The organism is Desulfosporosinus sp. FKA (assembly GCF_002196785.1).
Classification (GTDB): domain Bacteria; phylum Bacillota; class Desulfitobacteriia; order Desulfitobacteriales; family Desulfitobacteriaceae; genus Desulfosporosinus; species Desulfosporosinus acididurans.
In genome coordinates, this window is record NZ_NAHZ01000027.1 from 74,138 (window position 1) to 87,352 (window position 13,215).

Below are 13,215 nucleotides of genomic sequence, written 5' to 3' on the forward strand. Positions count from 1 at the left end.
GCAGGTGCCGTTAGGCTTAATTTCCTGCCGAGGTTGGAACACGTGCCGAAAGATATACTTGGCATTCTTAACCTCTGCAGCTGCGGAGGTTTTTTGCTGAGTTGCCCTATAGGAAGGAGGTACACAGAATGCCTAATATCGAGGAAAAAAGCCAGGTTGTCTCAGAGATTAAAGAGAAGTTTCAACAATCTTCAGGGGTTGTTTTAGCTGATTACCGCGGGCTAACAGTAGCTCAGGTGACCCAATTACGGGCACAGCTTCGTCAAGCTGGCGTGGAGTATAAGGTGTTGAAAAACACCCTTGTACGTCGAGCGGCTCAAGAAGTAGGTGTCGAAGGACTTGAGTCCTATTTAGAAGGACCAACAGCGCTTGCTTTCAGCAAAGATCCTGTTGCTCCTGCTAAAATCTTATTGGACTTTGCCAAAGCAAATAAGCTTAAGAGCTTTGCCATTAAAGCTGGAGTTTTAGAGGGCAAAGTTATCGGACCTGACGGCGTTAAAAATCTTGCCGATCTGCCGTCGCGGGAAGTACTGCTGGCCATGGTTCTGCGCGGTATGCAAGCTCCTTTGGCAGGTATGGCCAATGTTCTTCAAGGGCCTATTCGCAAAATGGGTTACGCTCTCGAAGAAGTGCGTAAGCTTAAAGAAGCTCAATAATATTAATGACAGAAACATAAAATGTTTCATAGTTTAAGGAGGAAATATAATATGTCTAAAGTTAATGAAATTCTCGAAGCAGTTAAAGGTTTAACTGTCCTCGAACTCTCTGAACTCGTTAAAGCTTTTGAAACCGAATTCGGTGTCAGTGCTGCAGCTCCTGTAGCTGTAGCAGCTGTTGGCGGAGCGGCAGCACCTGCTGGTGAAGCAGCTGAAGAAAAAACTGAATTTGATGTTATCCTCACCAACTGCGGTGCATCGAAGATCAATGTTATTAAAGTTGTTCGCGAAGTAACTGGTTTGGGCTTAAAAGAAGCTAAAGATCTCGTAGATAATGCTCCGAAACCTATTAAAGAAAAGGTCGCTAAAGACGAAGCTGAAGCTGTAAAAACTAAATTAACTGAAGCTGGCGCAACTGTCGAAGTTAAATAGTTTAGAGAATATAAGAAGGTGCTCTCTAAGTAGAGAGTGCCTTCTTTAATTACAGGCAGGCTATCTTTCCTGGCGCAAATACATTTATCCTACTTAGGGAACCGAAAATGTCCATGTATGTTTATATTATCAGACCTCCGTGCCGCAAAGCGGCAATCCTTTACTGCCAACGCCATTATTAGTGTCATATCTTCATTATTTATTCTTCTAACTCTGAAGATTTTCTTGACACTGTACGATGAATTTGGTATAATTTATAACTGTTACTATACATAGGTGAAGGTATTTGCTCGATTCTTCCATGCTATGGCAATTACTAGAAAGCATTGGATAATAAGGAGATAGTAGTTTGGAATTGTCACGATGATGCGGAATACCATAGATAGTTAAGCGAGGTTTTATTTAAAGGCCTTGCTTTTGGCTGTTTATGTCAATATATTATACCTCAATGAGAGAAATGCGCACTGAGGGGTGAAGCGTTAATGTTCTATCCTGTTAAGGTCGGGGTACGGGAGCGCTGGAGTTATTCCAGAATCCGGGAAGTCCTTGACATGCCAAATCTAATTGAAATCCAGCAGAACTCCTATCGTTGGTTTCTTGATGAAGGATTGCGCGATATGTTTCGCGATATTTCTCCGATTCAAGACTTCACGGGCAATCTAGTTTTGGAATTTATTGATTACAGCTTAGGAGAACCCAAGTACCAGGTTGAGGAGTGTAAAGAGCGAGATGTAACTTTTGCGGCTCCTCTGCGGGTAAAAGTACGCCTTATTAACAAAGAAACCGGGGAAGTTAAGGAACAAGAAGTCTTCATGGGTGATTTCCCGCTAATGACAGACAAAGGCACCTTTATTATTAATGGTGCTGAGCGTGTTATTGTAAGTCAGCTTGTTCGTTCACCTGGTGTTTACTATGCGGAACAAATTGATCCGAGTGGTAAGAAACTTTATGGGGCTACGGTGATTCCAAACCGTGGAGCGTGGTTGGAATTTGAATCGGATATTAATGATAATATTTTTGTAAGAGTTGACCGTACACGTAAGCTTCCGGGCACGGTACTCATCCGGGCCTTGGGATATTCCAGCAATGGACAAATTCTGGAATTGTTCAATGATAACGAATACATTCGTGCTACCCTGGAAAGAGACAATTCGGAATCTACCGAAGAAGCTCTCGTTGAAATCTATAAACGATTACGGCCAGGAGAACCTCCAACTGTCGACAGTGCCCGCTCGCTGTTGGAAGCCTTATTTTTTGATGCTAAGCGTTACGATCTGGCAAAGGTTGGCCGCTATAAGCTTAATAAGAAGTTAGGTTTAGACATTCCCATGGAGGTTCGTCATCTGACCCGCGGGGATATCGTGGCGAGTATACAACGAATGTTAGACCTGATGGAAGGCGGAGGATTTAAGGATGACATTGACCACTTAGGAAATCGCCGCTTGCGTTCCGTAGGAGAACTGCTCCAAAATCAATTTCGTATTGGTTTATCGCGAATGGAACGTGTTGTCCGTGAACGAATGACTATTCAGGACGTCGAAGTCATAACTCCACAAGTTTTAATAAATATCCGTCCTGTTGTGGCGGCTATTAAGGAATTCTTCGGCAGCAGTCAATTGTCACAGTTTATGGATCAAACGAATCCCTTAGCCGAGCTAACTCATAAAAGGCGTTTAAGTGCTTTGGGACCGGGTGGCTTGAGCCGTGAACGGGCTGGTTTTGAAGTTCGTGACGTTCATCACTCCCATTATGGGCGGATGTGTCCTGTAGAAACTCCTGAAGGTCCGAACATTGGCTTGATCGGTTCCTTAAGTACCTTTGCCCGCATTAATCCTTACGGTTTTATCGAGGCTCCATATCGTAAGGTGGATAAAGAAAACGGCAGAGTTCTCGATGAGATTCACTATTTAACGGCAGATGAGGAAGAAAAGTACGTTGTCGCTCAGGCTAATGCGCCTCTTGATGAAAGCGGCAATTTCCTCTTAGATAAAATTGACGGCCGGCATGGCCCTGATTTCGTGCATGTTTCACCGAGCCAAGTGGACTACATGGACGTATCTCCGAAGCAAATGGTTTCAATTGCTACCGCTTTGATTCCATTTTTGGAGCATGATGATGCAAACCGGGCACTAATGGGCTCAAACATGCAGCGCCAAGCTGTTCCCCTCTTGCGTACAGACTCTCCTTATGTGGGAACAGGGATGGAATATAAGACTGCTAAAGATTCAGGGGTTTGCGCGATCACCAAACAAGCTGGGGTTGTCGAACGGGCAACAGCGGATGAGATCGTAGTCCTTCATGACGATGGTACTACGGAACGACATAAACTGCTTAAGTACTTGCGCTCGAACCAAGGAACATGTATTAACCAGAGACCGATCGTCAAGAAGGGCGAAAAAGTCGAGGCGAGCCAGATCGTTGCTGACGGCCCCTCCACTGACTATGGTGAACTTGCTCTGGGACGAAATGTCTTAGTGGCCTTCATGACTTGGGAAGGGTATAACTATGAGGATGCTATTCTGATTAATGAAAAGCTTGTCCGAGAAGATTATTATACGTCAATCCATATTGAAGAATATGAATCCGACGCGCGTGATACGAAGCTGGGGCCTGAAGAAATTACTCGGGATATTCCTAACGTCGGAGAAGATGTTCTGAAGGATCTTGATGAACGTGGAATCATTCGCATTGGTGCGGAAGTTCGTCCTGGAGACATTTTAGTCGGTAAAGTTACTCCCAAGGGAGAAACGGAACTGACAGCTGAAGAACGCTTGCTGCGTGCTATTTTCGGCGAAAAGGCCCGCGAGGTTCGGGATACTTCTTTACGGGTTCCTCATGGTGAGGCCGGAAAAATTGTTGATGTCAAGGTCTTTACCCGCGAAAACGGAGACGAATTATCACCGGGCGTTAACCAGCTGGTACGTGTCTATATTGCTCAGAAACGTAAAATCTCTGTTGGCGACAAGGTAGCAGGCCGGCATGGAAACAAAGGGGTTATTTCCCGGATTATGCGTCAGGAGGATATGCCCTTCATGCCGGATGGCACGCCGATCGAGGTTGTATTGAATCCTCTGGGCGTTCCTTCGCGGATGAATATCGGTCAGGTTTTGGAAACCCACTTAGGCTGGGCGGCCAAAGCTCTGGGTATTCGCATTGCTACGCCGGTTTTTGATGGTGCGCGTGAAGAAGATATTTTTGAAACCTTGGAAAAGGCCGGGCTTCCCAAAGACGGCAAGACAATGTTGTACGACGGACGCACGGGAGTACCTTTTGACAGTAAGATTACTGTAGGCTATATGTATGTACTGAAGCTGCACCATTTGGTTGATGATAAAATCCATGCCCGTTCGACAGGTCCGTATTCCCTGGTAACCCAACAACCCTTGGGAGGTAAAGCGCAATTCGGCGGACAACGTTTTGGAGAAATGGAGGTTTGGGCTCTGGAAGCTTATGGAGCATCATATACTCTCCAAGAAATCCTAACCGTTAAATCTGATGATGTTGTCGGCCGCGTTAAGACCTACGAAGCTATTGTTAAAGGGGAAAATATCCCCGAACCGGGAATTCCTGAGTCCTTTAAAGTATTGATTAAAGAAATGCAGAGTTTGGGATTGGATGTTCGAGTGCTCTCCTCAGATGATCAGGAAATTGAGATTCATGATACGGATGAGGATATCGCGGAAACTGCTAAAGAACTTGGTATCGATCTGCATGAGGAACTTCCTGCTCCAGGCCCTCGTCTCGTAGAAACTGAAGATGAGGATGAAGAAGAAACCGTGGATGAAGAAGACCCTCTTGAAGATTTGAATGAAGAAGTCCTTGAAGAAGAGGAAATAGACTTTGACGATCTCAAATAGTCCCCCGGAGGAAAGGAGCGATAAGGATTGCTAGACGTCAATAACTTCGACCGTATGCGTATCGGCTTAGCTTCCCCGGATATGATCCGAGATTGGTCCTATGGAGAAGTAAAGAAGCCTGAAACCATTAACTATCGGACCTTAAAGCCGGAACGGGAAGGATTGTTTTGTGAAAAGATCTTTGGTCCGACAAGGGATTGGGAATGTCATTGCGGAAAATATAAACGGGTCCGCTACAAAGGTATTGTCTGCGATCGCTGCGGAGTTGAAGTCACTCGATCGAAGGTTCGCCGTGAGCGGATGGGACATATTGTTCTGGCTGCTCCCGTTTCCCATATTTGGTATTTTAAAGGGATTCCAAGCCGCATGGGTCTGCTTTTAGATATGTCACCCCGAGCTTTGGAAAAAGTCCTCTATTTTGTTTCCTACATTGTTACCGAGCCTGGGGATACTTCCCTCATGAAAAAGCAACTTTTGACTGAAACGGAATATCGTGAATACCGGGAGAAGTATGGTGATCGTTTTCAAGCAAGTATGGGTGCTGAAGCCATTAAACTTCTGCTCGCAGAAATGGATTTAGATAAACTTAACGATGAGCTGCGCGGAGAACTGAAAGAGGTTTCCGGGCAACGGAAAATTCGCGCTATTCGTCGCTTAGAAGTCGTTGAGGCCTTTAAGCAATCAGGTAATCGTCCGGAATGGATGATTATGGATGTGGTTCCGGTAATCCCGCCTGAACTGCGGCCTATGGTTCAATTGGACGGCGGCAGATTTGCCACTTCAGACCTTAATGACCTTTACAGACGCGTGATCAACCGTAACAATCGACTGAAGCGTCTTTTGGATTTAGGGGCTCCGGATATCATCGTTCGCAATGAGAAACGAATGCTCCAAGAAGCGGTTGACGCTCTGATTGACAATGGGCGGCGCGGACGTCCAGTGACAGGACCGGGAAACCGTCCGCTGAAATCTCTGAGCGATATGCTGAAAGGAAAACAAGGGCGTTTCCGTCAAAACCTTTTAGGAAAACGCGTAGACTATTCAGGACGTTCCGTTATTGTAGTCGGGCCAAACCTTAAATTGCATCAATGCGGCCTTCCTAAGGAAATGGCCTTAGAACTCTTTAAACCCTTTGTTATGAAGAAGCTTGTTAATGAAGGGCATGCCCATAATATAAAAAGCGCTAAACGAATGGTTGAGCGCGTACGTCCGGAAGTTTGGGACGTTTTGGAGGAGGTCATTACCGATCATCCGGTCCTCTTGAATCGTGCTCCGACCCTTCATCGTTTGGGAATTCAGGCTTTTGAGCCTAGCTTGGTTGAAGGACGTGCCTTACAGATCCACCCTCTCGTCTGCACAGCCTATAATGCTGACTTCGACGGAGACCAAATGGCTGTTCACGTTCCATTGTCTGCAGAAGCTCAGTCCGAAGCACGTTTGTTAATGCTGGCCTCTCATAACATCTTAAATCCTAAGGATGGCCGGCCCGTACAAACTCCTACCCAGGATATGGTCTTAGGCTCCTATTATTTGACGATGGAACGACCGGGGGCTTTTGGTGAAGGGAAAATATTCAAAGACTTCGATGAAGCAGTTTTAGCCTATGATTCGGGTGAAGTTCATTTACAAGCAAAGATTCAGGTTCGCCGTGATGATGGACTTTTGGAGACAACGGTCGGTCGTCTGATCTTTAATTCTGTAATCCCTAAAGAGATCGGCTACTTCAATGAAGTTGTCGGCAAAAAGGGTCTAGGTGAGATTGTGGCCAAGACTTACAGAATTGCCGGATATGAAGCAACCGCCGCACTGCTGGACGGACTAAAAAGTCAAGGATTTAAGTTTTCGACCCGTGCAGGGATGACTGTTGGTCTAATGGATATCACCGTTCCTGAAGCGAAAACGGAAATTCTCGCCAATGCCGATCAGGCCGTTGCCAAAACCGAATTGCAGTATCGCCGAGGTTTAATTACCGATGAAGAGCGTTATAATTTAGTTATTGATACTTGGGCTAAAGCGACTAAGACGGTCACCGATGCTTTGATGGAAAGCTTAAATCAGTTCAATCCTGTCTATATGATGGCAACTTCGGGAGCACGGGGTAATATTCAACAGCTCCGACAGCTGGCCGGAATGCGGGGCCTTATGGCTGATCCGTCCGGACGTACCATTGAGTTGCCGATTAAGGCGAATTTCCGTGAAGGATTGACGGTTTTGGAATACTTCATCTCCTCTCACGGTGCTCGAAAAGGTTTGGCTGATACAGCTCTAAGGACTGCAGACTCAGGCTATCTGACCCGTCGTCTAGTCGATGTTTCTCAAGATGTCATTGTACGTGAAGAGGACTGCGGAACAACGACTGGTATTATTGTGGAAGACATCAAGGATGGTCCGGAAATCATTGAGTCCTTGGAAGAACGACTCGTGGGCCGTTTCGTGCTGGAAGATTTATATCATCCTACAACAGGAAAACTTCTTGCTGCTCCGGATAAGGAGATGACGGAAGAACAAGCGAAAGAAATAGCTTCTGTGTTTGATTCCGTCGTTATTCGTTCCGTTCTGGCCTGTACTTCACGTTTTGGAGTTTGCAAGAAATGCTATGGACGAAACTTAGCTACAGGACGCCCGGTTGAAATGGGCGAAGCAGTTGGGATTATCGCGGCGCAGTCCATCGGTGAACCGGGTACTCAGCTGACTATGCGGACATTCCATACCGGAGGTGTAGCCGGTGACGATATTACTCAAGGTCTTCCGCGGGTAGAAGAGCTTTTCGAAGCCCGTAAACCGAAAGGCCAAGCGATAATATCTGAAGTCAAAGGAAAAGTAGCGGTCAGTGAAGTTAAGGGACGCAGAGAAGTGGAGATCACTACCGAATCCGATGAACATGTAACTTATACAATACCTTATGGATCACGCCTCAGAGTTCGGGACGGGCAGATTGTTGAAGCAGGGGATGAACTGACAGAAGGAAGTATTAACCCTCACGATATGCTGAAGGTAAAGGGTCTGAGAGGGGTACAGGTTTATCTCGTGGGTGAAGTTCAGCGTGTTTATCGCCTTCAAGGGGTTGACATTAATGATAAACATATTGAAGTCATGGTTCGCCAGATGCTTCGTAAGGTGAAGATAGATGATGCTGGAGACACAAGCCTGCTTCCAGGTGGTCTCATAGATATATTTGATTTCCAAGATGAAAATGCTAAAGCGATTGCCAATGGAGGAGAACCGGCTGTTGCTCATGCCGTTTTGCTGGGAATTACCAAGGCTTCTTTGGCGACAGACTCTTTCCTGTCTGCGGCTTCCTTCCAAGAAACGACTCGTGTCCTCACAGAGGCAGCGATTAAAGGAAAGGTGGATCCTCTCCTGGGACTCAAAGAGAACGTCATCATCGGCAAGCTCATTCCTGCAGGTACGGGAATGGCTCGTTACCGCAATATCAAAACCTCTGAAACAAATCTGGTTTGAAAATATTGACACGTTTGAATGCAAATGCTAAACTACTATAGTGTGTGCTAAGGGAGGAAAGCATATTGCTGCTTGATGAAACCTTTAAACAGGCTAAAAACAAAACCGTTGGCTTAAAACAGACTCAGCGCGCCTTGGAAAAAGGACTGGTTCAGCGCGTATATCTAGCTAAAGATGCCGATTCCCACGTTTTGCGTCCGCTGGTTGAATGGTGCCGCTCTCATAATGTTGAACGTCTTGAGGTGCCTACAATGAAGGAACTTGGCAAAGCATGCGGGATTGAAGTAGGAACGGCCGTAGCGGCTGTTTTGAAGGACTGAATTATTCACTGCTGGTTTTGGAATTGCTTGCTAAATGCTGAAGCAAGCAATTCCTTGTATATTGATTTGATCAGAAAGGAGGTAAAGACATGCCGACAATTAACCAACTCATTCGCAAAGGTCGTACTTCAGTTGAGAAAAAGTCGACAGCTCCGGCATTACAGTGGGGCTATAATTCTTTAAAACGTAAGCAATTTCCGTCTGGAGGCTCCTCACAAAAGAGAGGGGTGTGCACAAGGGTTTATACCACCACTCCTAAAAAGCCTAACTCTGCCCTTCGTAAGGTTGCTCGTGTACGTTTGACAAATCAACTGGAAGTTACTGCATATATTCCGGGTATTGGTCACAACCTGCAAGAGCACTCCGTGGTTCTTCTCCGTGGAGGTCGTGTTAAGGATCTGCCTGGCGTACGTTATCACGTGATTCGCGGCGCCCTTGATACAACGGCAGTGCAAAAACGTGCACAAGGCCGCTCGAAATACGGGGCAAAACGTCCGAAAAAAGCTTAATTATGCTTTAGAGTGCTTGAGTACGCTATAAAGGAGGGAAAAAACTAATGCCACGTAAGGGATATATTGCGAAACGAGAAGTTCTGCCTGATCCAATTTATAAAAATCAGACAGTAACTAAGTTCATAAACCAGATTATGTTAGACGGCAAGAAGGGGACGGCAGAGGCTATTTGCTACAGTGCTTTTGATATGATTCAGGAGAAAGCCGGCAAAGATCCGCTGGAAGTTTTCAATAATGCTATGAAAAACGTAATGCCCGTTTTAGAAGTTAAGGCCCGTCGTGTCGGTGGAGCCAACTATCAAGTTCCTATCGAAGTACGTGCAGAACGTCGTTCGACTCTCGCTCTCCGCTGGATTGTCTCCATGGCTCGTAAGCGGGGCGAGAAAACGATGCAGGAGAAAATTGCTGCCGAGTTGCTCGATGCCGCTAATAATACCGGCGGTTCTGTCAAAAAGAAGGAAGATATGCATAAAATGGCTGAAGCGAATAAAGCTTTTGCGCATTACAAATGGTAGTTTGAGGCACACTGATTTTGACAGAAAGGGGGAATCGCAGTGGCAAGACAAAACTCACTTGAAAATACGCGTAATATTGGGATTATGGCCCATATTGATGCTGGTAAAACGACGGTGACGGAACGTATTCTATTCTATACAGGACGCGTGCACAAAATTGGTGAAGTACATGATGGCGCAGCAACAATGGACTGGATGGTTCAGGAACAAGAACGCGGTATCACAATTACTTCAGCAGCAACAACCTGTCAATGGAGAAATAATAGAATTAACATCATTGACACACCAGGGCACGTGGATTTCACCGTAGAAGTTGAACGTTCTCTGCGGGTGCTTGATGGCGCTGTGGCAGTATTCTGCTCAGTCGGCGGAGTTGAACCGCAGTCTGAAACCGTCTGGCGTCAAGCGGACAAATACAAAGTTCCGCGTATTGCATATATTAATAAAATGGACCGGATGGGAGCCGACTTCTTCCGTGGTGTTTCCATGATCGCGGACAGATTGGGCGCTAAGCCTGTACCAATTCAAGTGCCTATTGGAGTGGAAGACAACTTTAAAGGTGTCGTGGATTTGGTAACAATGACGGCGATCATTTACACGGATGACTTGGGTACAACTGCAGAGCATAACGCGATTCCTGAAGATTTGCAGGAAATATCGAATAAGTATCGCGAGAAGCTTGTTGAAGCAGTAGCAGAGACTGACGAAGAACTCATGATGAAATATCTCGAAGGCGAAGAATTGACGGAAGATGAAATACGTAATGGCATCCGCAAAGGAGTTATCAGCAATACCTTTATTCCGGTATTGTGCGGTTCCGCTTTTAAGAATAAAGGGGTTCAACCTCTTTTGGATGCAGTAGTAGACTATATGCCGTCACCTTTGGATGTTCCCCCCATTAAAGGGGTTAATCCGGATACAGGCGAAGAGGATCATCGAACAGCATCTGATGAAGAACCATTTTCTGCCTTGGCGTTTAAGATCATGGCAGACCCCTTTGTCGGGAAACTGGCTTTCTTCCGCGTTTATTCCGGTGTGCTGAGTGCAGGTTCCTATGTCTTCAACTCAACGAAAGGCAAGAAGGAACGCATTGGACGTATTCTTCAAATGCACGCTAACCACCGTGAAGATATTCCTGAGGTTCGTTCAGGAGATATCGCTGCCGCAGTCGGTTTGAAAGAAACGACGACCGGAGATACTCTATGTGACGAAAAAATACCGATTATTCTTGAAAAAATGGTCTTCCCTGAACCGGTTATTGATGTCGCTATTGAGCCGAAAACAAAAGCCGACCAGGAAAAAATGGGCGGCGCGCTTTCGCGTTTGGCTGAAGAAGATCCGACGTTCAGAATGCGTACAGATGTTGAGACAGGGCAAACAATTATTGCCGGAATGGGCGAGCTCCATCTGGAGATTATTGTTGACCGTCTGCAGCGTGAATTTAAGGTTCAATGTGATGTTGGACGTCCGCAGGTTGCTTATAAGGAAACCATCCGCAAAACAGTTAAAGCTGAAGGTAAATTTGTAAGGCAGTCGGGCGGCCGTGGACAATATGGACACTGCTGGGTTGAATTTCAACCGTTGGAACCAGGATCTGGCTTTGAATTTGTCAACAAGATCGTCGGAGGGGTTATTCCTCGCGAATATATCAACCCGATTGGCGATGGTATCGAAGAAGCTATGCAAAATGGTATCCTTGCAGGATATCCTGCTCTCGATATCCGGGCTACTGTCGTTGACGGTTCCTATCACGATGTTGACTCTTCAGAAATGGCCTTTAAGATTGCCGGTTCTATGGCTTTCAAAGCCGGTGCCCTAAAAGCTGATCCGGTAATTTTGGAACCTGTAATGAAAGTTGAAGTAACGGTTCCTGAGGAATATATGGGTGATGTTATCGGTGATATCAGCTCTCGCCGCGGACGTATTGAAGGTATGGAAGCCCGCGGAAATTCCCAGGTTGTTCGCGGTTTTGTTCCTCTTGCCGAAATGTTTGGCTATTCGACTGATTTGCGTTCAGCCACTCAAGGCCGCGGTGTTTACGTGATGCAATTTGACCATTACGAAGAAGTTCCCAAGACCATAGCTGATGGAATTATTGCTAAACGTCAAGGTTCGTAAGCGAGGTTTGAAGTCTGAGGTTGCGATTCAAGGCGATAAGTATGATCGCAACCTTGGCACCTCACTGAATTATAAATCCCTGAAATAATTTAAAGGAGTGAAAAACATGGGAAAAGCGAAATATGAACGTACAAAACCACACGTTAACGTTGGAACCATCGGTCACGTAGACCACGGTAAAACTACTACTACTGCTGCAATCACAATTGTTCTTTCTAAAGTCGGCGGTGCTATTGCAACTGCCTTTGACCAAATTGACAAGGCTCCAGAAGAGCGCGAACGTGGTATTACCATTTCCACAGCTCACGTTGAGTATGAGACCGAAACTCGTCACTATGCTCACGTTGACTGCCCAGGGCACGCTGACTATGTTAAGAACATGATCACCGGTGCTGCTCAAATGGACGGCGCAATTCTCGTTGTATCAGCTGCTGACGGCCCGATGCCGCAAACTCGTGAACACATCCTCTTGGCTCGCCAAGTTGGTGTTCCCAGCATTGTTGTTTGGCTTAACAAAGCTGATATGGTTGATGACGCTGAACTCTTAGAGCTTGTTGAAATGGAAATCCGTGAACTTTTAAGTTCGTATGAATTTGATGGTGACAACATTCCCATCATTCCCGGTTCCGGACTCAAAGCTCTTCAATGTGGCTGCGGAAAACGTGAGTGTGAATGGTGCGGTAAGATCTGGAATCTTATGGATGCCGTTGATTCCTACATTCCTACTCCAGAACGCGATACCGATAAACCGTTCTTAATGCCTGTCGAGGACGTATTCACGATTACTGGTCGTGGTACCGTTGCTACTGGCCGTGTTGAACGTGGTGCAGTTAAAGTCGGAGACGAAGTTGAGATCGTTGGCTTAAGCGCAGCTGCTCGTAAGACAGTTGTAACCGGTGTTGAAATGTTCCGCAAACTCTTAGACCAAGCTCAAGCCGGTGATAATATCGGTGCGCTTCTTCGTGGTGTTGAGCGTAAAGACATTGAACGCGGTCAAGTTTTGGCTAAAACAGGTTCCATCAAGCCTCACACCAAATTTTCCGGTGAGGTTTACATCCTGAATAAAGAAGAAGGCGGACGTCATACTCCTTTCTTTAACAACTATCGTCCCCAATTCTATTTCCGTACAACGGATGTAACCGGTGTTATCAACCTTCCTGAAGGAACTGAAATGGTTATGCCTGGAGACCGTGTAACGATTGACGTTGAGCTCATCACTCCAATCGCTATGGAAGAAGGACTTCGTTTCGCTATCCGTGAAGGCGGACGTACCGTTGGATCAGGAATCGTTGCTAAGATTTACGCTTAATTATTGTTTGCAAAGAATTAGAATTAGAGAGGAA

General features: G+C 46.0%; 9 protein-coding genes and 1 other annotated feature (1 of these 10 running past the window's edge). All 9 genes read left to right on the forward strand.

All coding sequences use genetic code 11. From position 1 onward, the window contains the following. Positions 1-104 (forward strand) — a sequence feature (ribosomal protein L10 leader region) (it extends 27 nt beyond the left edge of the window). A 24-nt stretch (positions 105-128) separates the two neighbouring features. Next, positions 129-656, forward strand: coding sequence for a 50S ribosomal protein L10 (gene rplJ / locus B5771_RS10010; RefSeq protein WP_088187394.1), 528 nt, complete (start codon positions 129-131; stop codon positions 654-656). A gap of 51 nt (positions 657-707) precedes the next feature. Beyond that, positions 708-1,088: a 50S ribosomal protein L7/L12 gene (rplL, locus tag B5771_RS10015; protein ID WP_047808619.1), complete on the forward strand. Its 381-nt coding sequence runs from the start codon at positions 708-710 to the stop codon at positions 1,086-1,088. 482 nt (positions 1,089-1,570) lie between these two features. After that, the gene (gene rpoB / locus B5771_RS10020) at positions 1,571-4,945 is read left to right on the forward strand and encodes a DNA-directed RNA polymerase subunit beta (protein ID WP_088187395.1); all 3,375 of its coding nucleotides are present in this window, start codon (positions 1,571-1,573) and stop codon (positions 4,943-4,945) included. A 27-nt stretch (positions 4,946-4,972) separates the two neighbouring features. After that, a complete protein-coding gene (gene rpoC, locus B5771_RS10025; RefSeq protein ID WP_088187396.1) occupies positions 4,973-8,407 on the forward strand; it encodes a DNA-directed RNA polymerase subunit beta' in 3,435 nt (1,144 codons plus the stop codon). A 68-nt stretch (positions 8,408-8,475) separates the two neighbouring features. Beyond that, complete coding sequence (locus B5771_RS10030; RefSeq protein WP_047808748.1) at positions 8,476-8,727, forward strand: ribosomal L7Ae/L30e/S12e/Gadd45 family protein; 252 nt, start codon at positions 8,476-8,478, stop codon at positions 8,725-8,727. Positions 8,728-8,816: 89 nt separating this feature from the next. Continuing rightward, positions 8,817-9,236 carry a 30S ribosomal protein S12 gene (gene rpsL, locus B5771_RS10035; protein ID WP_047808622.1) on the forward strand — a complete coding sequence of 140 codons (420 nt, stop codon included), beginning with the start codon at positions 8,817-8,819 and terminating at the stop codon, positions 9,234-9,236. Positions 9,237-9,283: 47 nt separating this feature from the next. Further along, entirely contained in the window at positions 9,284-9,754 is a 471-nt protein-coding gene (rpsG, locus tag B5771_RS10040) for a 30S ribosomal protein S7 (RefSeq protein WP_088187397.1), read from the forward strand. Between the two features lie 39 nt (positions 9,755-9,793). Further along, positions 9,794-11,872, forward strand: a complete 2,079-nt coding sequence (gene fusA, locus B5771_RS10045; protein WP_047808624.1) for an elongation factor G — start codon at positions 9,794-9,796, stop codon at positions 11,870-11,872. A gap of 106 nt (positions 11,873-11,978) precedes the next feature. After that, positions 11,979-13,181 carry an elongation factor Tu gene (tuf, locus tag B5771_RS10050; protein ID WP_047808625.1) on the forward strand — a complete coding sequence of 401 codons (1,203 nt, stop codon included), beginning with the start codon at positions 11,979-11,981 and terminating at the stop codon, positions 13,179-13,181. The last annotated feature ends 34 nt before the right edge of the window (positions 13,182-13,215 follow it).